The following is a 22,841-nucleotide window of genomic DNA, read 5'->3' on the forward strand; positions in this document are numbered from 1 at the left end:
GCCTCATGGCGCAGTTGTAACATAAAAACAAAGGGATCAAAAAGAGCGATCTTTAAGACGCTGCGCGATATTCTTCTAAAGAAGCCCCGATACCGGGCAATATTTGCAACACATCATCGCAACAAGAGACGCGTTCAAAACTTCCTGGCGTGGCGAATAAAACGCATAAGAGGTTATTGGTGATCGCGTGCCCGGCGCGATGGCCGATATAATGTCCGATGATCGGAGCGCCGCTTAGGGTTAAATCGCCCAAAGCATCAAGCATTTTATGCCGCACCGCTTCATCTGCGTGCCGTAAACCACCCGGGCTTAGCACTTTTGCGCCGTCAACCACCACGGCATTTTCCAAACTGCCGCCCCGCGCCAACCCGTTCGCACGCATCCTATCAACATCCACGCTGCGGCAAAAGGTGCGGCTGTCGCATAATTCGCGCACAAAAGAGCCGTTTGACATATTAATCGTTTTGCTCTGCACGCCGATCGCAGCGTCTTTAAAATCGATATGAAAGCTCATCTTGGGGGTATCACTTGGAACCAAACGCGCCCAACCCTGATCGGTTTTAAATTCAATATCTTTCAAAATCCGGATCGCCTCGACGGGCTGATCCAATTGCTTCAGCGGGTCTGCCAATATCTGGCGCACAAACGGAACCGCACTGCCATCAAGAATGGGCACTTCAGGGCCGTTAATTTCAATCCGTGCGTTATGCACACCGCAGCCCGCCAGAGCCGAGAGCAGATGCTCGACGGTTGAAACAGATATACCCGCTTCATTCACCAGCTTTGTGCATAATGGAGATTGTTCAACCCTGTCCCAGCGGGCCGGAATAGCAGTATCCCCAATGTCTACATCGCTGCGGAAAAAGCATATGCCGGAATTTGCGGGTGCCGGGCAAAGTTTAAGCTCGACCTCCTCACCAGAATGCAACCCAATGCCGCGAAAGACCAGAACCTTAGAAACAGTGGTTTGCAAGTTAACCCCAACTCTCTCTTTTTGATGCTAAACATGTACCTTAATTGGGCCAACAATCACAATTCAAACTTTGTTACGCACTGAAACATGGTTACTCAAAATCAGCACGAATTTGCCCAATTATTTATTGCGCGAGCGCATCCCCATCAAAAGAGGGGATGCAATGCTTGACATATCGGTGGATTTAGTTCGCCTGACGGCGCAAAAAGGCGGGCACTTCGATCCGCTCTTGCTCCAAAGGCGGCTCGTCGGCCGCTTCTGCTGTAAGAGCGCGCGAAACGGGTGTTTCTTGCGGCGCTGCAGGGGCTGTGGCCACGCTCGTACGATTACTTTCTGCACCCGACATGCGGTTGATAAGAGATCCAATTCCAAACCGCGGACGCTCGGAAGCCGCAGGCTCTTCTTCAACCTGACTTTGAGGTTGCGCCGAGGCGGGGGTGGTTTTCACTGCAGCCCGAAGGCGCGCCATCGCTTCATCAGTTGGCACACCCGCCGCCGAGACGCGCACTGCCGTATCTTCGCCCAATTGCAGCGGCGCGGCCGGTTGCCCTTGATAGGCAGGAGGCGGCAGGCTGTCATCCTGGCCCCCCAATCTCTCGTCATGCGGCGCAAGCGCCTCATCCAAAACATGCGCGCTTTGGGCATCTGCGAACAAATCTGCCTCAGGTGCAGCCGGCACCGTCAGTTCTGGCTCGCGCTCCTGCGCCAAAGTCAGCTCGGCAGCCTGCTCAGCAGCGACCAAGGGCTCAGCCATGCGCCGGCGTGGTTGGGGAATTTCATTGCTGCTTTCGCTCACGTCAATACCAGTGGCAACGACTGAAACCCGCATTTTACCCGCCATCTCTATGTCCAGCGTTGAGCCGACGATGATATTGGCATCCGCATCCACTTCCTCGCGCACCCGATTGGCCGCCTCATCCAATTCAAACAAGGTTAAATCTTGGCCACCGGTGATGTTGATCAAAACGCCGCGTGCGCCGTTAAGACTGATTTCATCAAGCAATGGATTGGCAATTGCTTTTTCAGCCGCCTGAATAGCGCGGTCTTCGCCCTCAGCTTCGCCTGTGCCCATCATCGCCTTGCCCATTTCATCCATTACGGCGCGGACATCGGCAAAGTCCAAATTGATCAAGCCGGGGCGCACCATCAGATCTGTGACGCCTTTGACACCCTGATACAAGACGTCATCCGCCATGCTGAACGCATCTGTAAAGGTGGTTTTTTCATTCGCCAGACGGAATAAATTCTGGTTCGGGATGATGATCAGCGTATCAACCATCTTTTGCAGTGCCTCGACGCCCTCTTCAGCCTGACGCATCCGCTTGGCACCTTCGAACTGAAACGGCTTGGTAACAACCCCAACCGTAAGCACCCCAAGTTCGCGCGCGGCTTGCGCGATGATCGGTGCCGCGCCTGTGCCTGTTCCGCCCCCCATTCCGGCGGTGATAAAACACATATGCGCGCCCGCCAAATTATCGACGATTTGTTCGATGCTTTCTTCAGCAGCGGCAGATCCAACCGACGCCCGTGCGCCCGCGCCCAAACCCTCGGTCACTTTCACACCCAACTGGATACGGGTGCTTGATTGGCTTTGCTGCAGCGCCTGTGCATCGGTGTTCGCAACGACAAACTCAACGCCATCCAGCTCTTTGCTGATCATGTTATTCACCGCATTACCGCCAGCGCCACCAACGCCAAAAACGGTAATTCTGGGTTTTAATTCGTCATATTGGGGCACTGAAAGTTTCAATGTCATGGTTGATCCGCCTGTGATTTGTCCCATTTTGGGAACATTTTTAATTATTAAGTGAATGGTAGCTAAATAAATTCAAAAGGTCACGCAAAATTACGATCTACCCGCTAAATATGGGCGATTTTGTGCCCATAACACCCGATCTAGACACCAGCCTTCCCCTAAGCTCTACCAATTATCTTTAAACCAGCGCATTGCACGCTTCAAAGAACGAGTCGGATAGCGCGCCGGTGTCATCTCAAAATCCCACCATTCATCTTGCGGATGGGCGGCAAAAAGGCTTAAACCGACCAAACCGGCGCAATTAGCGCCCGCGTAAGCTGGCGGCAATCCGTGGATGCGCAACGGTCTGCCCAAGCGCACTTGTTGGCCCAGCAACCGACTGGCTAAATCATCTATGCCCGGGATCTGGCTGCCGCCACCCGTCAGCACGATTTGCTGCGCGGGCAGATGATCAAACCCGGCAGCATCCAAGCAAGATCTTATATCTTCAAAAATTTCTTCCATTCTTGGCCGTATAATACCGATCAACTCGGCGCGGCTGACCATCCGTCGATCCCGTTCCCAATCGCCGGTATCGCCGCCCATTTCGATCATATCCCGGTCATCCATACCGGTGGCAATCAACCCTCCATGCATGGTTTTAATCCGCTCTGCCAGCGCCATAGGAACTTGCAAGCCCATCGAGATATCCCGCGTAATATGGTCACCGCCTAGCCTGACCGTATCGGCGTAAATCATGTGCTTTTTCATAAAAATCGATACGCTTGACGTGCCGCCGCCAATATCGATACAGGCCGCGCCAAGCTCTTGTTCATCTTCGACCAGGGACGAAACCCCAGACATATAAGCAGAAGAGGCCACGCCCGCCAATTCAAGGTCGCAGCGCTTCACGCAATAGGCCAGATCATGAATGGCTTTTTCAGAAACGGTCAGCATATGCATATCCGCCCCCAACACGTTGCCAATTTGATCGCGCGGATCCGATAGGCCGCTGCGTTGATCCAAAACAAAATTTACCGGCTGCGCGTGCAAAACCTCGCGCCCCTCTCCAAATTCGGGGATATCACACGCTGCTAAAACGCGCGCCACATCCTGATCTTGAACGATTTGACTTTCCACGTTGACCTCGCCGGTCACGCCATAAGACCGCGGGGCGCCGCCTGAAAAACAGGCAATCACGTGATCCACATGCAACCGCGCCATTTTCTGCGCAGATTGTAAAACCGTGCGAATGGCGCGCTCGGCTTGCGGCATCGATATAATCTCGCCGAATTCTACGCCGCGAGATTGGGTAGTTGCCGCGCCCACCACCCGAAACTCGGATTGCCCCGCCAAAGAGCCGACCCCATCAACGCCCTCTGAGGCGCCGCTCCCTTCAAAGCGCAGGATAAAACATCCGATTTTCGCAGTGCCCATATCCAAAACAGCGATCACTCCGCGCTGCAATGCTGCTTTGCGCATCGCCCGCATAGCACGTTGAGATTCATACAGCCCAGCCATCTTTAGTCTCCAGTTTTCATCTGTATCACATCCCGAGATCCCAAAAGCGCCTCCTCTCCAAGGCGCAAGGTTATTCGGCTCTCAAGGCGCATATCCACCACTTCAATATCGCGGGCCAAAAGATCCTGCGCCTGATCCAAACCGATGATGCGCTCTAAGGCTTGCACAGGATCGCGTTCGGGCAACATCAAGCGTTGATCGCGATCCAAGGCAACATCCCAGCGTCTCTGCCCCACGTAAACCATGCCCCGCAACCGCTCGGCTAGCGGGCGCGCCGCAGCGTAAAGTGCCAAGGCTTGCGCCACATGTTGATCCGCTCCAGCGCCCGCGATCAAATTCAAATGCGGGTAATCCAGCCGCGAAGACGCGGTGCGCACATAGGTGCCGGTTTCATCCAGCAATTCAAGTGCATCGCGGCGGCGCCAAATAATCGCCGGACGCCGCTCTTCAATCTCGATCTGGACCATCTCGCCCCAGTGCACATTCACCCTTGCTTCTTTTACGGGATCTAGCCCCAAGATCGTTTCGCGCATCTGCGCAGAATCCAAATCAAAAGAACTGATCGGGAAATCAATATTCAAAACCTCGCGAATATCTTGCGCCACATCATCGCTAGCGCCGCTGATTGACATTAAATCAATCATGAATTCGGGTCGCTCGACAAACAGCGTTGCCGCCTGATTGTAAATCAAACGCACCGCATCCCGACGTTGCTGATCGCCAAAATAAACCCCAAGCGCAGCCAGCACCAGACCGATGGGCAGCCCGTAAATCACGGTGAACCTTAAGACCGGTCGCAGCATAATTCTATTCAGACGATAGGCCAGCCGCGAGGGTGCGGGATCCTCTTGCCGCCTCGGCCTGCCAATCAGCGATCGCATCCAGCATCCTCCACGATACGTCGACACAGCGCGCCAAAGCCAATGCCAACGCTGGCAGCCTGTTCGGGGCTCAGCGAGGTGGGGGTCATGCCCGGTTGCGTATTTGTTTCTAGCAAGATCAACCCCTCTAGCCCTTTCGTTTCATCCCAGCGAAAATCGGTTCGGCTTAAACCGCGGCACCCTAACGCTTGATGCGCGCGCAGCGCGTAATCCAAACAGGCTGCAGTGATTTCAGCCGGCACATCCGCTGGCACCACATGGCGGGACCCGCCCGGATGATATTTGGCGGCATAATCATACCATTTTTCGGTGATAATATCCGTGACAGCCAAGGCTTGATCATCCAGCACGGTGGTGGTTAATTCACGCCCCGGCACGAAGCGCTCGATCATAACCATATCGGGCAAGTCTTCGCCTAGATGGGGCAAAGAGTTAGCCCCCTCTTCAACAAAATATATCCCGACAGACGAGCCTTCGTTATTGGGCTTGATCACATAAGGAGCGGGCAGCAAAAACTGGCTGGCGGCCTCTGATTTTGCAACGATTTTACTGTCGGCCACGGGTAACCCCGCCTCGACAAACGCTTTTTTTGAGCGCTGCTTATCCATCCCCAAGGCAGAGGCCAAAACACCCGAATGCGTGTAGGGGATTTTCAACCACTCAAGAAGGCCTTGAACCGCGCCATCCTCACCCCAGCGACCGTGCAGCGCATTGAACGCAACCTCGGGGCGCAGATCATCTAGCCGTTGCGCAAGATCTGCGCCAGCGTCCAGCTCAATCACCTCAAATCCTTCGCCCCGCAAAGCGGCAGCGCATTCGCGCCCGCTGACAAGAGAGACTTCGCGCTCAGCGGAAAGCCCCCCCATTAACATTGCCACTCTTTGGGTTGCCCTGCTCGACATACCCGCTTCGCCTTTGCCCGGCCTTATGGGCCGTTTTATTCGCGCCTGTTTTCAGGCGTCATTCCGGTTGGTGATCCCCAACCCGCATAATCTCCCACTCTAGCTGTATTCCGCTGGATTGGAAAACCTTTTTTCGCACCATTTCGCCCAAATCTTCTAAATCTTTGGCGCTGGCATCTCCGGTATTGATCATAAAGTTTGCGTGCTGCGGGCTGATTTGCGCACCGCCGATGCGCGCGCCGCGCAAACCAGCCTCATCAATCACTTTCCATGCCTTTAAGCTGTGATCATCATCTGGCCGCCCCGTGCTGGAAAACCCGGCCGGATTACGAAACGTGCTGCCCGCGCTGCGCAACTTTGTCGGCTGCGATTGATCCCGCCTCAGCAGCTGTTCTTGCATGCGCGCGGCCAGCTCTTTCGGATCGCCCGCCTTGGCGCGAAACGTGGCGGCCGTAATAACGCAACCCTCAGGAAGATCGCTGGCGCGATACCGCAAATTTAGATTTTTAGCGGATAAGGTTTTACAGACACCAGAGCGCAACACCACCTCAACCGTCTCCAAAACATCCGCCACATAGGTCCCATAACAGCCCGCGTTCATTTTCACAGCGCCGCCAATCGCACCGGGAATGGTGCGCAAGAATGTCAGATCCAGCCCAGCTTGTGCCGCCTGCTTGGCAAGATGCGCATCCAGAACGGCCGCGCCAACCCTGATTTGATTGCCCGAAATTTCAATGTGATTAAACGCGCGCCCCAACCGTATGACAACAGCGCGTACCCCACCATCACGCACAATCACATTGCTTCCAACCCCTATTGGAAATACATCAATATTATCGCATAAGTTATTCATAAAATATAATAAATCTTCTTTATTTTTTGGAAGAAAAAAGAAATCAGCAGGGCCACCAACGCGCATCCAAGTTAAGTCGGCCAATGGTCGATTGGCCGTCAATTGGCCTTTGGGGGCGGGCATATTCACCATTGCAGGCTCCTTGCAAATTCTTCGTATCATCCGTGATATCCGCGCTTGGATGGCTTGTTCTGCAGCGGCAAGGCGATAAAGGTCAAGCTCAAACACACCCGTTGGGCGCCGCGCGCCTTCTCAGGTTAATGCGGAGGCCGCATGCTCACCCCTCTGAACGCTCTTCGAGCATTAGCCAGTCTTCTTCAGCCTCAGAAAGAGCGCTTTGTCGCTCGAGCAATGCTTGCGTTGCCTTTTCAAATTTCAACGGTGCAGTAGAATAAAGATCTGGCTCTGATAGATAAGTTTCAAGCTTTGCAATCTCAGCCTCAAGCCGGGCGATCACGTCCGGAAGCTTTTTCAAGCGGTGCTGTTCTACAAAAGATAAGGTATTTTCGTCATTCTTATCAATATTTTGTGATGTGGCTTTAATCTTTTTCTTTTCAACGGGCTCGAGAGGGTCAATTTGCGGCTTTCGCTGTGATTGATAATCCGACCAGCCCCCTGCATAGAGTGTGGCCTGGCCATCCCCTTCCAGCGCAACCGTCATATTGACCGTGCGATCCAAAAAGTCGCGATCGTGACTGACGAGCAAGACGGTGCCATCATAATCCGCCAAAAGCTCTTGCAACAAATCCAACGTTTCCACATCCAAATCATTGGTTGGCTCATCCAGCACCAAAAGATTGCTTTGCCGCGCCATGATTTTAGCCAAGAGCAAGCGGGCCTTTTCGCCCCCTGAAAGCGATTTCACGGGCGCGCGCGCGCGCGCTTCATCAAATAAGAATTCCTTGAGATATCCCACCACATGTTTGGGTTGGCCGCGCACCAGAATTTGGTCGGCTTTTCCTGAGACACGCATCTCTGGATCGCCGGTCAGACTATCCCAAAGGCTCATTTCAGGGTCTAATTGCGCGCGGCTTTGATCGAACACAGAGACCAGCAGATTGGTTCCCAAGACAACTCTGCCCGTATCAGCAGGCAATTCACCCAATAAAATTTTCAGAAGCGTCGTTTTCCCCACCCCATTGGGGCCGACAAAAGCCACACGATCGCCCCGTTGAATTTTGATAGAAAAATTCTTGAACAGCTCTTGATCCCCGAAACGCTTGCCGATTGCTTCGGCTTCGATCACTTTGCGGCCCGATTTATGCCCCGCTTCCAGCGCCATCGCCGCGCGATCCTGCCGTTTGATCATTGAAGAGCGTTCTCTGCGCAAATCTTGCAGGGCGCGCACTCTGCCCTGGTTGCGCTTACGCCGCGCGCTGATGCCCTCAACAGCCCAGCGCGCTTCCGATTTAATCTTCCGGTCCAATTTATGGCGTTGGATATCTTCTTCTTCCCACAACTTATCGCGCCAGGCCTCAAACTCAGAAAAACCAACTTCATTGCGGCGCACCGCGCCACGGTCAATCCACAGGATTGCCCGCGTCAGACGCTCGAGAAACCGCCGGTCATGGCTGATCAAAACAAAGGCCGCGCGGGTGCTACGCAATTCTTCTTCAAGCCATGATATCGCCTGAATATCCAAATGGTTGGTCGGCTCATCGAGCAGCATCAATTCAGGCGCTTCTGCCATCAGCTTGGCCAGAGCTGCGCGCCGACGCTCGCCCCCTGACGCCGTTGTCACCGGGCGGTCTGGTTGAAACTTAAGCCCCTCTGCGGCGCGCTCCACGCGATAATAATCACTGGGCTCCAAACCGCTTATCGCGAAATCGCCCAACGTGTCAAACCCGTGCATCTGTGGATCCTGCTCCATATATCCCACTGAGCTTGCCGGCGCCAAAACACGGCTGCCTCGATCCGCATCGACCAGACCGCTCATCACTTTCATCAAGGTCGATTTTCCAGAGCCATTGCGCCCCACAAGCGCCACACGGTCGCCCGGTTGAACGATCAGGTCCATTCCGTCAAAAATCGGATTGCCCCCAAAGGTCAGAGAAATATCTTTTAACTGCAAAAGCGGAGTACGTGCCATAATCCGCCAGCTATTCGGCTTGCTCTAAAAGGTCAAGAGAGCGCCCGCAAAAGCCGTTTGCGCGCGGGCGGAATTTGGCCAACCTCAACCCCGGTAAATACATGCAGCGTGTTCATATGTTTGTCTACAACCGCATGATCACTGACCCAACCGCCCATTAACAAATAGCTGCGCAGCAAAGGCGGCATATGACGCATCGCCAAACGAACATCAGGCTGTCGCCGCAAGCGCGACGCAAATTTAAACACATTGGGGGCCTTCACCCGCGGCAACCACCGCTTTGGCGCCAGATGCTTGTCGCGCAGCATCGCAAACGCATCCAAATAGGCTTTCGTGTCAGTGCCGCGAAACGACGTGCATCCAAACAGAAAATCTACCTTTTGGGCATCGACAAACTGGGTTAACGCGCCCCAAGCCACCCGCAGAATATCAGGATCTTGATTTTGCGGATGGATGCAAAAGCGCCCCATTTCAACCAGTTTTCCATCAAAGCTTTGCAAAGCTGATAACTCGTAAAACTGCGCAGAATAGCTTTTTTCGATATCGCTGCCGCCATTTAGATGAAGCAGCCTGAAACAACATACAAGCGCGCCTGTTGCGACCTCTTCGATCAGCATATGCGCGCATATATCATCGAACCGGTCTTGATCAAGGCCATTTTCAGACCGCATATTGAACGCCAGACACCGCAACGTTTGTGCAGACTGAACATCTTGAAGATTTTCGGCAAGCCTGGCGGCATATTTAGCTTTTTTTAACATAATAACCTGGCCACATCCCTGACAGATCGTGGATCATCCGCGCCCGCAGGGCACGGCAAAAACCGCTCGCTCTCTGCCACAGTGCGGGCCTTGTCCTTAGAGACCAGTTTATTGGTTGATGACCGAAGCGGCATCCGGGGATCCTATCGATGAAAGAATACGGCTGAACATCCCCTTCTCTTCCCTTGGAGGCAGCGTGACGCGCGGTTGCAACGCCACGATTTGACCATCCGACAGGCTGAACCGTTGGATGTTTTTCACCACATCATTTTTGTCAAAGCTGACCACCAAAATATTCCGTTCAATTTCTTCAGCGCCCCGCAAGCCTTTATTTTGTAATCGACTGCGCACGTAAAAATATGCGTCTTGTTCGATCAAACCCTCCGTGGTGGGCAGCCCCAATTGCTCTGCCACGCTGGCCCGTGTGTCGACGCCAACCAAAATATCGGCCACTTGATCAGGTGCCGGCATGTAACCGTGATTGCGGATTTGTCCGGCGCAGGCGCTCAACGTCACCAAAACCAATGCGGATATGATCTGAAACCCTGCCCTACGCATCGAATGCTATCTCGCCTCTTGCTTCGCTGTGATTTGATCTTTATGCCCAAACCTTAGCGCAAGTAAATGTTTCTCTAAAGGATGTTCTTGTAAACATGCCGGAATTTACCACACAAGATGCGATAATCCGCCGAAGCGATCTGAATGGTCAAAAACCACAGCCCTTCGATCTACGCCCGAATGAAACAGATTGCGCGCTCATGGCCGCGGCCTTATCGGTTAACGGCCTCAGAAAACTACGGCTAACGGGCACGCTTAGCGCAACCGGAGCGCTTGAATGGGTGCTCCAGGGAGCTCTGGGGGCAACCGTACAGCAAGACTGCGTCGTGACGCTTGCCCCTGTAGTCACCCGTATCGATACAAAAATTTTGCGCCGCTTTGTGCCACAAGATCAACTTATACCTTGGGAAGACAGCGAGGAAGCCGAGCTGATCTCTAATCCAGACGATTCGCTTGAGCCGCTGCCAGAAAGCTTTGAGCTGATGGAGATATTGCAAGAAGCTTTGGCTTTGGAGATTCCGGAATATCCACGCGCTGCGGGCGCTGAATTGGGCAGCGTGAAATCTTCCCCCGCCGGCACAACAGCTTTTCCAGAAGACCCTCCTAAACCTTTCGCAGGGCTGGCTGGTTTGCGTGCTAAAATGGCCAAAGAGCAATAATTATGGATATCCAAGCCGGATAAACTGGGAAATAGCCGGGTTTTTTGTCGATAGTTGCAAAAAGAAGGTTGTAACGCACCCACAATTAGATGTATGCGCGGCGGATAATTTTACACTAACGCGGGACTGGGTTCCGAGCAAACGAGGTTCAGGCATGGCCGTCCAACAGAATAAAGTATCCAAATCGCGCCGGAACAACCGTCGCGCCCATGACGCCCTTTCTGCGGCCAATCCAAATGAGTGCCCAAATTGCGGCGAACTCAAGCGGCCACATCACGTCTGCGCATCATGTGGGCATTACGCAGAGCGTGAAGTCATTGCTCTGGTAGATGAGATCGATCTGGACGAAGACGCGGCCTAAACGGCCGAAGGCGGGCGCAAATGACCACTTCGATTGAAAATACGAAGGTGGCGTCCGGCAAAATTGTACTCAGCATTGATGCGATGGGTGGAGATCGTGGCCCGGCCGCGGTTGTGGCAGGGATTGCCCGTGCCGCAAAACAGAATGAGCATCTGCATTTCATCCTACATGGCAAAAAATCGGCGCTGGATCTGCAAGTGGCCAAGCGCCGGGCGCTGTGGGGCCGCGTTGACATACGCGACACCAGCGATGTTGTTTCAATGGATGATAAACCTAGTCAGGTGTTACGATCGGGGAAAAATACCTCGATGTGGTCTGCCATCGATTCGGTCCGCAACGGTGAAGCAGAGGTCTGTGTTTCCTGTGGCAATACGGGCGCGTTAATGGCGCTAAGCGTGATCCGCTTGCGCAAGCTGCCAGGCGTTAACCGCCCCGCGATAGCAATCCTATGGCCCTCCAACAACCGGCAAGGATTTAATGTTATGCTGGATGTTGGCGCCGATATCCGGGCCGATGCTCAGGATCTTTTACAATACGCGCTTATGGGGGCCTCTTACGCGCGAACCGGTTTGGCTCTTGCGCGCCCGCGCGTTGGCCTTTTAAACGTTGGCACCGAAGATAATAAAGGCCGCCCAGAGCTGCGCGAAGCGCATGCGCTCATCAGCCAAAATGCCGAAGATCATGATTTTACCTTCGTGGGTTTTGTCGAAGGTGGGGATATTCCTGGCACCAAAGCGGATGTGATTATAACCGACGGGTTCACCGGCAATGTCGCCTTGAAAACTGGCGAAGGCACGGCCAGCCTGATCGGTTTGTTGCTGCGCGAGGCGTTTAAGTTTTCACCCCTGTCTCGTCTGGCGCAAGTATTGGCCATCACTTCTCTGCAGCGGCTTCGAAAACGCATTGATCCAAGGCGGGTAAATGGCGGCGTGTTTCTTGGGCTGAACGGCACGGTTGTAAAATCGCATGGATCCGCCGATGCGCTGGGGATATCTGCCGCTGTGAAACTGGCCGTAGATCTCGCGCAATCGCAGTTTTCTCAAAATCTCGCCGCGCGGCTTGCATCTATTGACGCGATACCCCACGATGCCCCAACCACAGAGCAAGAAACGGAATAAGAATGACAGTAAGAGCCGTTGTGCGGGGCGTTGGCCATTACCTGCCAGAAAGAGTGGTACCGAACTCAGAATTTGAATCGCAACTGGACACCAGCGACGCTTGGATACAGGCGCGCTCTGGGATCAAGCAGCGGCATTTCGTGGCAGAAGGACAAACCACATCTGATATGGCGATTGAAGCCGCCAAGGCCGCCCTGAAAGACAGCGATTTGCATAGCGATGATATCGACGCGGTAATCGTGGCAACCTCAACCGCAGACCTCACCTTTCCTTCCGTCGCAACCATGGTGCAAGCCGGTCTCGGAATGAAAACCGGCTTTGCCTATGATGTGCAAGCGGTATGCGCCGGGTTTATTTATGCATTGGCAAATGCCAATGCGCAAATCATCGCCGGACAGGCAAACCGCATCTTGGTGGTTGGCGCCGAAAGTTTCAGCAAATTGATGGATTGGACGGATCGCGGGACTTGCGTCTTATTTGGCGATGGCGCAGGCGCGTTGGTTCTTGAAGCCGAAGACGGCAAAGGCGATAAAGGCGATCGCGGCGTGCTTGCTGTGGATTTGAACTCTGATGGCTCTTACCGCGATATTCTTTACGTCGATGGCGGTGTTTCGCATCAAACGACAGGACATTTGAGAATGCACGGCAAAGAAGTGTTCCGGCACGCTGTGGAAAAGCTTGCCCAAACCGCCGAAGCGGCCATGAAAAAAGCCCATGTTGTTCCCGATGAAATCGACTGGGTCGTTCCACATCAGGCCAACATTCGCATTATTCAAGGAACCGCCAAGAAAATGGGGATTGGCCCCGAGCGCGTTGTCACAACCGTTCAAGACCATGGCAATACTTCCGCAGCATCGATTCCCTTGGCGCTCTCTGTTGCCAAAGAACGCGGTCAAATCAAAAAGAATGACGTGATCGTAACCGAAGCCATCGGAGGTGGACTGGCTTGGGGTGCAGTCGTCTTAAGGTGGTAGGGTTAAGCATCTGAGCCTCAAAACATTAAAAAACCGCGTAAATCGATGATCTGTTGAAGCTGTGATATTGACTCGCAAATTCACTCGCCCTTAAACTCGCTAAAAAACTGGGAGTGAAAATGAGCTACAAAACATTGACCAGGATGGATCTGAGCGAAGCTGTTTTTAAAGAGGTGGGCCTATCCAGAAATGAGAGCGCTGAGCTGGTTGAAAGCTTGCTCAACCATATCTCCGACGCTTTGACAAAAGGCGAACAGGTCAAAATCTCATCTTTTGGAACGTTCAGCGTGCGCGATAAAACGGCGCGGGTTGGGCGCAACCCGAAAACCGGGGAAGAAGTTCCGATAACACCAAGACGCGTGCTCACCTTCCGTCCGTCGCATCTGATGAAAGAAAAAGTAGCATTGGGAAATAAAAGTTAAGGCGGCTCTAGGCAATGGAAAAAACCGCCGAAGCGTTCAGGACGATTAGCGAAGTTGCCAATTGGCTTGAACTACCAACGCATGTGTTGCGGTTTTGGGAAAGCCAGTTCAGCCAAATCAAACCCGTTAAACGCGCAGGCGGGCGCAGGTATTATCGCCCCAAAGATATGCTGCTGATCGGCGGTATAAAAAAGCTGCTGCATGAAGATGGCGAAAGCATCAAAGCGGCAAAAAAAATTCTAAACAAACGCGGGGTGAAATATGTTGCCGCATTATCCGAGACCCCCAATTTTATGAAAGATCGAGGCGATCAGGCGGCTGCCCCTCCAAGCGATGACGCGCCGAATATCGCAGCGATTGAAGATGTGAACGTCTCTGCCGAACGTTTGATCGATACCAGTACAAAAGTGATCCCATTGCACTTGCCAAAAACTGAGCCCTTGCCGAAAACCGTTCCTGCGCCGCTCTCCCCACCCCAAAAGAAATCTGCGGGGCGCAAAACATCCCCCGCCCAAAGCGGCGATGCCAGACAGGCTTCGCTTTTTGATGATTATGAACCAAGCTCAAACTTTTGGGCTGATACAGAAGCCGATAATCCACCGCGAGCTGAACCATTTGCAACGCCGTTTAATATCGCGCCCAATTTTGGCGCTATCAAACATCACATCCGCCAGATGCCCCCTTTAAGCAGAGCACAGAAAACAGATTTAGAACCATTGATGCAGCGTATGGCGGCTATATGGGGCGCCTATAGTAAAAGGCACAACACACCTTAAATCTGCTCTTTTTCGCTTGCCCTGCCGAAGAAAATCACTAAGAAGAAATCTATTGGCGGGCTATGGCGCAGTCTGGTAGCGCGTCCGTCTGGGGGACGGAAGGTCGCAGGTTCAAGTCCTGCTAGCCCGACCAAATTAAAAAAATCGAAAAATTATCAAGGCGTATCAATTGTTTTTTGCATTCCATGTTTCGATTAAAAAAGCAGACATGGAACCCGCTAAATTTACAGCTAATGTCGCATGTCTGGGTAACGGCTTAACAGGATGTTTACCCTGCCCATGGGCGTCACTTACTTTATTTCTCAATGATCCCAAATTTTGTACAATAGTATAGCAGCCACCAAGAATTGCTTTAAACGCCTCCTCTGTATGTTGAGATGGCGCTAAATCTAACGCCTCAGCGGCTTTCCCATATAATTTGGGTAGATCGTCTTTCGAATATTCTACTCCTTTTTTATCTAAGATATTCTTGCAAACGGCTTCTAATAATGTTCGGGCTAATGTAATTGCGCCTTCAGGGTCGTCTTGTCGCCTTTGTACGGCTTTTTACCATAAGTTATGAACTTCGTTAGCATCAAATGAAGATATGGCTTCTGAAATGTTTTCATCTGATGGTGATTGATTCCCCTTCTCTAGATGATCCAAAAAAGGTTGAAAGCTGTCATATATATGGTCGCGTCTATAAGCCCATGTACCGTTTTCTGACGATACTTTTTTTAAGTAACGCCAAACATTCTCCTGATCTCGGCATGTTTTAATTATTTCAGGCAGCAAAGATTTGGCATCTGAGTTCATGAATTCTCTTCTAATTAAAGAATATACACTTTTATCTAGGCTTTCATTTTGTGCCACGGCGATCAGCATATCCTGCATTAACAATACTTTCTCAATTGATGTATCAGGAATTTCTGGATGGCTAGAAAGAGAGAACATGAACTTCGCTTGTATTGCTTTTGTGCAAAAAATAGCATTAAAAACCATATTTTTAAACACAAACTAGAACTCAATTATTTATGACTTACAAGCCATTGAAATCATTTTAGAAAGGCAAGATTTTTAGACTAGGTTGTGGTGCCTATTTCTCTTTATAAATCCTACTTTCTTGAAAGTTGAAAAAGTTGAACGAGAACCCAGAATTTATTTAATTTATCAAACGCTTAATAAAGGTTTTGACTTAAAATTCTGATTTGGTGCGGTCGAGAAGACTCGAACTTCCACTCCGGTTAAAGAACAGCGACCTCAACGCTGCGCGTCTACCAATTCCGCCACGACCGCACTTATTGGTACGTGAAATAGACAAGTCTTTCACGAATGTGAAGCAGAAATATGCTCGTTTTTCATTTCTTTAGTGCCGGAACCGCAAGCGCGCATTCCTTTAGGTAATTGAGATATACGCAAAAGATAAAGCACATAATCTGCCCAGCGCCGCTCATAGAATTTAACAACCTATCCAAAGCACAATTTAGGGCTCTGAAAACTATTAAGCCAGTAATAGTCGCTCAAAAAAACAGAGGGAACGCGCATTCAGAACTCTGAATACCCCATAAGGTTAAGCGCCTAATGGAGCGTTTTCATCAGTTATCTGCGCAACGCTACTTTAGCCTTGGATTTATAGCGCATGAGCGCATGCTATGCCTAACCTGCGGGTTACGAAAAGGGCGAAATTAGACAGGTATCACAGAAATTTTTGAGCTTTCGTCCAAACATCTTAATTTTCCGCTCGGCCTCAGTTCGAGGCCGTAGAAAGGTCAGTAAAGGCGGTGCTTATTTGACCCGATGCGGTTGCAGATTTGCGCTGCAGCAAGGAAGATAGGTGGCGGGCCCGTAGCAACCGTGGGGTTCTCTCATTCCCGAGGACCTGTATGTACAGGTGGGCACCAGATAAATGAACCAGGGTTCAAACAGAGCCAGTTCCCTCGGAATTGCTTAAGGCCACCGGAATGCAACCATAGACGCGAAGAACAGAACCCGCCTAGCTGTCACGTAGTGCTTGCGCTTTAAATTGGCAAGGCTTTCAGATCATTTGGTGAATTTTTACCCCATAGAACTGATCAGACCTTGCTTAGTCAAACCCGATACCGCACTTTCACAAGATGGATTTACAACCTCAAAAAACATTAAAAATGGGTCAATTGCTTGCAAGGGGAATGGCGCGGCATTTAGCCGGGCTTGGCTTTGTAAGCCTTGAAGAGTTCCCCCCAATAAAGGGCTTGCGCGTGGATCTTCTGGCTTTGGGCCGCAAAAGCGAAATTTGGATTATTGAGTGTAAATCGAGCCGAGAAGATTTTATGTCTGACGAGAAATGGCAGAATTACTTGCCTTGGTGTGACCAGTATTTTTGGGCGGTACCAACGGATTTTCCGGTGGATATTTTGCCTGAGCAGACAGGCGTATTTTGGGCAGATGGCTATGATGCTGAGCTGATGCGTGACGCGACTATCAGCACCTTAAGCCCGGCGCGCAGAAAATCTATCATTCATCGGTTTGCGCGCCGCGCGGCGCGCCGCCTGGCAGTTCTTCGCGATCCTACGGCGCAATATTGAGATGTCAGTTTGATGAACCAGAAAGCCCGCGCGCGGCCTTTGCCGCCACCATAATTTCCTCAGCGATTTCTTCTGCATCGCTGGGGTCAAAATCCATGGGCATCTCGATGCCGTCGCCAACAACATAAATGCGAACCATACCGCGATCCGTGGGCCCGATCTGCAAATTGGTTTCGAGATCAGATTGCTTATTGATGCCCATGTGGCCTCTCCCTATTTGCGGATCATTTTTTACCTGCGCTCCTTATTTTATGCAAGCCGATCGCGGTTGGATTTTTTGACTTTTGCCGTTTCGAGATCGGATTAAAGCTTGCATTTGCGCATCAGCAAAGTTACATCGCCTGCACGTGCCGTCTTAGCTCAGTTGGTTAGAGCGCTGGATTGTGGATCCAGAGGTCCCCCGTTCAAACCGGGGAGACGGTACCATCCAGATCCTTGCTTTAAACACAGGCGCTCAGGCGGCACCCTGCTATAAGTTGCAAGCCTGCCCTGTTAACCCCACCACATGCGTTGTAATATCGGTGCCTTTTGAAGGTATTGATGGAACAGCGCGGCCCCAACATGCAGCGCAATCATGAACAGAAGTATCCCCCGCAGCGCCTCGTGCAGATCACCCGCGGTCTCAGACAGCCGAAACCAAGCAACGGCCCCGGTCAGCGGCAATAAGAATAAAAGCCCGTAAAATGACCAATGGACGATTTGGGATAGCAACTTTTGAAGAGGCGCGTTTTCTTTCGGATAAGCTGGCAACTCGTTTGATAAGCGCAGCAGCAAACGCACCATCATCAACACCAAAATCAAGGTTCCTCCAAAAATATGTAATGCTACGAGGCCCGAAGTGGCCCCCTCAGCGCCTTCGAGGCGTTTCTCAAAGCTTTCTGAAATTGGCTCATGCAATAGATATTGCAGCGCCACAAAGCCCAGAACCAACCAATGCAGCAGGATTTGAGCGGGGAGATATTTTTTCACCATGCAAGCCAACCTGTTTATCGCAAAACTATATACAATTTACAGAGTGTCGCCCAGATCAGACCAACGCAAGTGGAATTTTGTGTCAACCTTTTCTCGGTTGCGAAACGGCTGTTTGGCACCGCGCAGCCATCTGCCCGATTTCAGGTTGCTTTCAATGTGAAATTTGGACGGCCTAAAACAGGGTTAACCATCCATTTTGAGCGCTGAGATAAAGGCCTCTTGAGGGATATCAACCCTTCCAAACTGACGCATCTTTTTCTTACCCGCTTTTTGTTTATCCAAAAGTTTGCGCTTTCGCGTGGCATCTCCGCCATAGCATTTGGCCGTAACGTCTTTGCGCAGTGCCGCAAGCGTTTCACGCGCGATTACTTTACCACCAATTGCAGCTTGTATCGGTATTTTGAACATATGGCGCGGGATAAGATCTTTCAGCTTCTCGCACATGGCCCGCCCACGGGTTTCAGCGCGGTCACGATGCACCATAATCGACAGCGCATCGACGGGCTCGTCATTCACCAAAATTGACATTTTAACCAAACTGTCTTCGCGGTAGCCCGTCAGATTATAATCAAAGCTCGCATAGCCTTTAGATACAGATTTAAGCCTATCATAAAAATCAAACACCACCTCATTCAGCGGCAGGTCATATACAACCATTGCGCGGCTTCCAGCATAGGTCAGATCTTCTTGAATGCCGCGACGATCTTGGCAGAGTTTCAGCACATCTCCCAGATACTCATCCGGCACCAAAATAGTGGCTTTTATACGGGGTTCTTCTAGGTGATCAACCTTGCTCAGATCGGGCATATCGGCCGGATTGTGCAGTTCAACCATCGTCTCATCGCGCATATATACGTGATAAATCACCGAAGGTGCCGTAGTGATAAGCTCAATATTATACTCGCGTTCGATGCGATCGCGGATTACTTCCAGATGCAGCAGGCCTAGAAACCCGCAGCGAAACCCGAAGCCCAAAGCCGCAGATGTTTCCATTTCTGAGCTAAAAGAGGCATCATTCAGCGCAAGCTTTTCGATGGCATCGCGCAAATCTTCAAATTCTGAGCTATCGACCGGAAACAGCCCGCAAAACACCACGGGTTGGCTGGGCTTAAAGCCGGGCAACGCGTCTTCTGTACCTTTTTTCTCATGCGTGATCGTATCACCCACGCGGGTATCCCGCACCTGTTTGATCGATGCCGTGATAAAGCCAATTTCACCTGGCCCCAACGCGTCGACCTGCTCCATTTGGGGCCGAAAAACCCCAATACGATCAACATGATGCGTTGACCCGTTGGATAACATTTTAATCCGCTCGCCTTTTTTCAGCGTGCCATCCATCACGCGCACAAGCACCACAACGCCCAAATAGCTGTCATACCAACTATCGACCAGCATCGCTTTTAAAGGTGCCTCCTGCTCACCGGTCGGCGCGGGTAGATGTCTTACGATCACCTCTAATGTCTCTTTAATTCCTACCCCCGTTTTGGCGCTGACTTGGATCGCCTCGGAGGCGTCAATCCCAATCACATCCTCAATCTGTTCGGCCACCCGATCACAATCGCTTGCCGGCAGGTCAATTTTGTTCAAAACGGGCACAATCTCGTGATCTGCATCAAGCGCTTGATACACATTGGCCAAGGTCTGCGCTTCAACGCCTTGCGTGCTGTCAACCACCAATAACGACCCTTCAACCGCGCGCATAGACCGGCTGACCTCATAAGCAAAGTCAACATGGCCGGGGGTATCAATCAAATTGAGCACGTAAGTTTCGCCATCATTTGCCTGATAATCGATGCGCACCGTATTGGCTTTGATGGTGATGCCGCGCTCGCGTTCGATATCCATCGCGTCAAGCAGCTGCTCTTTCATATCGCGGTCTTTGACGGTTCCAGTTTCTTGAATCAACCGGTCTGCCAAAGTGGACTTTCCATGGTCGATATGCGCCACAATGGAAAAATTTCGAATTTTGTTAATCTCTACCATATTTGAGGATATGAGTTGAAATGAGAGATTGGTCAAGGTGTGAAACGGTCGCTGACTTTTTCAATGATAGCAACGGCAGACTGTCAGGCAAAGAACAACCGCGCTGCTGCCTCAAAAGCGCGCGGGCGATCCGCGTGTAGCCAATGGCCAGCTCTGGGTATTTTAGCAAATTTTGCATTTGGAAACAGATCCTTGATGCGCGGGCGCATCTCATTTGTAACATAGGTGCTATCCGCGCCCGCCAACATCAAACACGGGTTTTTATAACTTTCGGTAAGCTCGGGAAAGCCCAGAATTTGGGGCATTTCTCGCTGCAAAATTTTCAGGTTCAGTTTCCAGCGCTTTTCTTTCAAATCCAACGATCTCAAAAAGAAATTTCGCAAAGCGAGATCAGGAACATCGGCGGCCAAAGCTTGAAGCGCCTCGGCGCGGGTGCTTATTTGTGAAAGATCCAGCTGCTGCATCGCTTCAATATACTGGCTTTGGTCATGGCCATAGGCGACAGGGGCGATATCTGCGATCAGCAATCTATCAACCAGATTAGGCTCCGTTAGGCCCAAAACCATTGCCGCTTTACCGCCCATTGAATGGCCAATAACATGCATCGGGTGGCCAATATGCTGAATAATCTGGGCCAAGTCCTGCGCCATATCACGATAAGAGTGGCTGTCATACCAAGGGCTATCGCCGTGGTTGCGTAGGTCAACGGCATAAACGTTAAATTGATCCGAAAGCCGCTTGCTGATCACGCCCCAATTGCGCGCAGATCCGTATAACCCATGCACGATAAGCAACGAGGCCGCGCTTTGCGCGCAGGGATAGGTTAGGCAATTTAACATAAGAGCGTCCTAGCCGAGCGCGATCATATTGACCAGAGGTTAACCCGCGTGTTGACAATCCCGGGCGGGGTTCAGCGCAAAGGCCAACCCAACGCCCAAGCAAGCTTTCGTGATGAATACGGCGTTAAACCTGCTTTCTCGATCAGCGCTTTCAGACCCGTGCATATGAATTGTAATATTCGCCATCGAAAGACCTATCTTCGCGCTTGACGCCCCATGGAGCATGTTCTATCACGCCCTACCGGAGCGCGGGTATGGTGAAATGGTATCATAAGAGCCTTCCAAGCTTAAGGTGCGGGTTCGATTCCCGCTACCCGCTCCAGATGTCATCAGGCTTAAGCAATCTACCTGTAGATAACCTACTGATAACCTTTTTATAAATAGCGGCGCCTCGGTAGTGGGCTGGAAAGAGTTATGACCAGATTACTCAATTAAATCTTCCTAACCCTATGTATTCCACTCCCTTAGAAAAGGCTTTGCCACTCAAGTAGAGAACGCTGGAGTGCCTCATAATGTAGCTGCTAGGCTTTAATGGGCCATCAACTCCAAGACATGACTTTTGCCGGCTATTCTGATGGCCTAATGTTTGAAAAGCTAAAGAAAGAGATAGCTAAAGTGGATTACTCAAAGCAGTATAAATAATGTTGCTAAAATAAGGATAATCTGAACCAACATGCTTTCTTGGTCACCAGATACATTCGTTTGCTCAACTAACGGTTCTGCTTCTAAAACCATGCTTTCAACTCCCGCTGCTGATACAGAACCTGCAACCGAAATGTATAAAACAACCAGGACTAATTTCTTCATAATGACTTTCCAATCTTTTTTCACAATATGTAGTACATTAAAGCAATTATATTTTTAGTCACGACTTTAGGAGGGGTCATGCTTTTGTGGCATTGACCATAATCAACCTTCTAGAAACTTCGGGTTGTTCCATATGTTGACCACTCCAGAGCAAGCGTCAGTCCGGCTATCGCCGAAAAATTCAAGTAAATGCTCTACGGTATCAAGCCACTTAACTTCTTCGCCTTCCATTTCAATTTTCTCTTCTAGACCTGCGATACCTAATTCGTAAAACTCTTGTTCATCAGTTTGAATAATTGTTTTGCGTATTTTCATAGGAATTTCTGATGGGGTCATCACAGCGTTTAGAAACTCATCTACACAGTCTTCTTTGACCCGATACTTTACAGCCGACAGTACCTTAGTTTTGTTTTGCAACTGCAATTCATTTTGGTCATTGTACCAATCAAACAATATTGATCCTGAACATGCATCGGTCCTACTGCCATTAGAGAACTTAACTAACATATGTTCGACAGTGTCTAACCAATTTACCCCCGTTTCTTCTTTCGTAATCATATCATCTAATTCGGGTACCATTGTTACATTGACTATTTCAGATGCTGAGATTTGAAGAGTGTATCGAGCGATGGCTTCGGGCGGTGGATCTTTACACAATTCTTCTATCATTTCGTCCATAAAACCGTCTCGTACGACATATCTTACTATAGAGGCGAAGACTGGTTTAGGGGCATTGGGCGCTAGGATGGGTGACGAGTTGTATACTCTTTCAACATTAGATGTCTCTTCTTTCACCTTGAGGTCGTTATCAATCGTCTCATCTTTCCCGACGGAATACCCCTCTATTTTCGGGACATTTTTAGAAACTGAGTGTCTTTTCCAGTACAGTAAATTGAAACCTTGGTCGGCATAGGTATCTACTGTTACTAGCTCCCAGCCTTGAGACCCCATATCATTAAGGTGGCTGGAATAATTTTGTGGGTTAAACTCTCGAGAAATCTTTGTGTTCGTATATTCCCATCGAGAGTTCATAGTTCAATTAACCGCATTAGTTTTTGACCACATATTAAAACTACGGGACATTAACCAAAGGTCAAACTTATTTCTTATTTTT

Annotated in this window: 23 protein-coding genes, 4 tRNA genes and 1 pseudogene; 10 read left to right on the plus strand and 18 right to left on the minus strand. The window is 50.7% G+C overall.

All coding sequences use genetic code 11. The features are described from left to right. Positions 1 to 52: 52 nt before the first annotated feature. From GN241_11795 to bamE, 9 genes are all read right to left on the minus strand, one after another. Positions 53 to 973: a UDP-3-O-acyl-N-acetylglucosamine deacetylase gene (locus tag GN241_11795; protein ID XAT57977.1), complete on the minus strand. Its 921-nt coding sequence runs from the start codon at positions 971 to 973 to the stop codon at positions 53 to 55. Between the two features lie 184 nt (positions 974 to 1,157). Then, the gene (gene ftsZ / locus GN241_11800; protein ID XAT57978.1) at positions 1,158 to 2,729 is read right to left on the minus strand and encodes a cell division protein FtsZ; all 1,572 of its coding nucleotides are present in this window, start codon (positions 2,727 to 2,729) and stop codon (positions 1,158 to 1,160) included. Positions 2,730 to 2,894: 165 nt separating this feature from the next. Continuing rightward, the gene (ftsA, locus tag GN241_11805; GenBank protein XAT57979.1) at positions 2,895 to 4,229 is read right to left on the minus strand and encodes a cell division protein FtsA; all 1,335 of its coding nucleotides are present in this window, start codon (positions 4,227 to 4,229) and stop codon (positions 2,895 to 2,897) included. 2 nt (positions 4,230 to 4,231) lie between these two features. Continuing rightward, on the minus strand, positions 4,232 to 5,110 hold the full coding sequence (locus GN241_11810; protein ID XAT57980.1) for an FtsQ-type POTRA domain-containing protein: 879 nt from the start codon (positions 5,108 to 5,110) through the stop codon (positions 4,232 to 4,234). Beyond that, entirely contained in the window at positions 5,098 to 6,012 is a 915-nt protein-coding gene (locus GN241_11815; protein XAT57981.1) for a D-alanine--D-alanine ligase, read from the minus strand. The genes GN241_11810 and GN241_11815 overlap by 13 nt, the downstream gene beginning before the upstream one ends. Before the next feature lie 58 nt (positions 6,013 to 6,070). Continuing rightward, a complete protein-coding gene (murB, locus tag GN241_11820) occupies positions 6,071 to 6,997 on the minus strand; it encodes a UDP-N-acetylmuramate dehydrogenase (GenBank protein XAT57982.1) in 927 nt (308 codons plus the stop codon). A gap of 145 nt (positions 6,998 to 7,142) precedes the next feature. Next, complete coding sequence (locus GN241_11825; GenBank protein XAT57983.1) at positions 7,143 to 8,954, minus strand: ATP-binding cassette domain-containing protein; 1,812 nt, start codon at positions 8,952 to 8,954, stop codon at positions 7,143 to 7,145. A gap of 32 nt (positions 8,955 to 8,986) precedes the next feature. Further along, positions 8,987 to 9,715 (minus strand): GNAT family N-acetyltransferase, encoded by a 729-nt coding sequence (locus tag GN241_11830; protein ID XAT57984.1) that lies wholly within the window; start codon positions 9,713 to 9,715, stop codon positions 8,987 to 8,989. Positions 9,716 to 9,823: 108 nt separating this feature from the next. Then, positions 9,824 to 10,273: an outer membrane protein assembly factor BamE gene (bamE, locus tag GN241_11835; GenBank protein XAT57985.1), complete on the minus strand. Its 450-nt coding sequence runs from the start codon at positions 10,271 to 10,273 to the stop codon at positions 9,824 to 9,826. A gap of 95 nt (positions 10,274 to 10,368) precedes the next feature. On the opposite strand from bamE, the gene GN241_11840 reads away from it, so the two are divergent. The 7 genes from GN241_11840 (at position 10,369) to GN241_11870 (ending at position 14,716) form a co-directional block, all read left to right on the plus strand. Then, positions 10,369 to 10,932, plus strand: coding sequence for a DUF177 domain-containing protein (locus GN241_11840; GenBank protein ID XAT57986.1), 564 nt, complete (start codon positions 10,369 to 10,371; stop codon positions 10,930 to 10,932). 154 nt (positions 10,933 to 11,086) lie between these two features. Further along, positions 11,087 to 11,293, plus strand: coding sequence for a 50S ribosomal protein L32 (gene rpmF, locus GN241_11845; GenBank protein ID XAT57987.1), 207 nt, complete (start codon positions 11,087 to 11,089; stop codon positions 11,291 to 11,293). 20 nt (positions 11,294 to 11,313) lie between these two features. Next, positions 11,314 to 12,411: a phosphate acyltransferase PlsX gene (gene plsX, locus GN241_11850; protein ID XAT57988.1), complete on the plus strand. Its 1,098-nt coding sequence runs from the start codon at positions 11,314 to 11,316 to the stop codon at positions 12,409 to 12,411. Between the two features lie 2 nt (positions 12,412 to 12,413). Further along, positions 12,414 to 13,385, plus strand: a complete 972-nt coding sequence (gene fabH / locus GN241_11855; GenBank protein XAT57989.1) for a beta-ketoacyl-ACP synthase III — start codon at positions 12,414 to 12,416, stop codon at positions 13,383 to 13,385. A 119-nt stretch (positions 13,386 to 13,504) separates the two neighbouring features. Next, the gene (ihfA, locus tag GN241_11860) at positions 13,505 to 13,807 is read left to right on the plus strand and encodes an integration host factor subunit alpha (protein ID XAT57990.1); all 303 of its coding nucleotides are present in this window, start codon (positions 13,505 to 13,507) and stop codon (positions 13,805 to 13,807) included. 14 nt (positions 13,808 to 13,821) lie between these two features. Next, positions 13,822 to 14,583: a MerR family transcriptional regulator gene (locus GN241_11865; protein ID XAT57991.1), complete on the plus strand. Its 762-nt coding sequence runs from the start codon at positions 13,822 to 13,824 to the stop codon at positions 14,581 to 14,583. Positions 14,584 to 14,639: 56 nt separating this feature from the next. After that, positions 14,640 to 14,716: transfer RNA gene (locus GN241_11870), tRNA-Pro, on the plus strand. Between the two features lie 32 nt (positions 14,717 to 14,748). Here the strand turns inward: GN241_11870 and GN241_11875 are convergent. Both GN241_11875 and GN241_11880 read right to left on the minus strand, forming a co-directional pair. After that, a pseudogene (locus tag GN241_11875) lies at positions 14,749 to 15,516 on the minus strand (abortive phage resistance protein). A 255-nt stretch (positions 15,517 to 15,771) separates the two neighbouring features. Next, positions 15,772 to 15,858, minus strand: a tRNA-Leu gene (locus GN241_11880). A gap of 818 nt (positions 15,859 to 16,676) precedes the next feature. On the opposite strand from GN241_11880, the gene GN241_11885 reads away from it, so the two are divergent. After that, positions 16,677 to 17,126 (plus strand): MmcB family DNA repair protein, encoded by a 450-nt coding sequence (locus tag GN241_11885; protein XAT57992.1) that lies wholly within the window; start codon positions 16,677 to 16,679, stop codon positions 17,124 to 17,126. Positions 17,127 to 17,130: 4 nt separating this feature from the next. On the opposite strand, the gene GN241_11890 is transcribed toward GN241_11885, so the two are convergent. Next, complete coding sequence (locus GN241_11890) at positions 17,131 to 17,328, minus strand: hypothetical protein (GenBank protein ID XAT57993.1); 198 nt, start codon at positions 17,326 to 17,328, stop codon at positions 17,131 to 17,133. 147 nt (positions 17,329 to 17,475) lie between these two features. Between GN241_11890 and GN241_11895 the strand changes: the two genes are divergently transcribed. Beyond that, a tRNA-His gene (locus tag GN241_11895) sits at positions 17,476 to 17,552 on the plus strand. 66 nt (positions 17,553 to 17,618) lie between these two features. Here the strand turns inward: GN241_11895 and GN241_11900 are convergent. The 4 genes from GN241_11900 to GN241_11915 form a co-directional block, all read right to left on the minus strand. Next, positions 17,619 to 18,098 (minus strand): hypothetical protein, encoded by a 480-nt coding sequence (locus GN241_11900; protein XAT57994.1) that lies wholly within the window; start codon positions 18,096 to 18,098, stop codon positions 17,619 to 17,621. A 183-nt stretch (positions 18,099 to 18,281) separates the two neighbouring features. Then, positions 18,282 to 20,081 (minus strand): elongation factor 4, encoded by a 1,800-nt coding sequence (lepA, locus tag GN241_11905; GenBank protein XAT57995.1) that lies wholly within the window; start codon positions 20,079 to 20,081, stop codon positions 18,282 to 18,284. Positions 20,082 to 20,164: 83 nt separating this feature from the next. After that, a complete protein-coding gene (locus GN241_11910) occupies positions 20,165 to 20,920 on the minus strand; it encodes an alpha/beta fold hydrolase (GenBank protein XAT57996.1) in 756 nt (251 codons plus the stop codon). Positions 20,921 to 20,959: 39 nt separating this feature from the next. Next, on the minus strand, positions 20,960 to 21,106 hold the full coding sequence (locus GN241_11915) for a hypothetical protein (GenBank protein XAT57997.1): 147 nt from the start codon (positions 21,104 to 21,106) through the stop codon (positions 20,960 to 20,962). A 62-nt stretch (positions 21,107 to 21,168) separates the two neighbouring features. Between GN241_11915 and GN241_11920 the strand changes: the two genes are divergently transcribed. Then, a tRNA-Gly gene (locus GN241_11920) sits at positions 21,169 to 21,242 on the plus strand. A gap of 302 nt (positions 21,243 to 21,544) precedes the next feature. On the opposite strand, the gene GN241_11925 is transcribed toward GN241_11920, so the two are convergent. Both GN241_11925 and GN241_11930 read right to left on the minus strand, forming a co-directional pair. Further along, positions 21,545 to 21,727, minus strand: coding sequence for a hypothetical protein (locus tag GN241_11925; protein ID XAT57998.1), 183 nt, complete (start codon positions 21,725 to 21,727; stop codon positions 21,545 to 21,547). A 102-nt stretch (positions 21,728 to 21,829) separates the two neighbouring features. After that, positions 21,830 to 22,759: a hypothetical protein gene (locus tag GN241_11930; GenBank protein ID XAT57999.1), complete on the minus strand. Its 930-nt coding sequence runs from the start codon at positions 22,757 to 22,759 to the stop codon at positions 21,830 to 21,832. Positions 22,760 to 22,841: the final 82 nt, after the last annotated feature.

Source organism: Rhodobacteraceae bacterium IMCC1335 (genome assembly GCA_039640495.1).
Lineage (GTDB): Bacteria > Pseudomonadota > Alphaproteobacteria > Rhodobacterales > Rhodobacteraceae > Thalassovivens.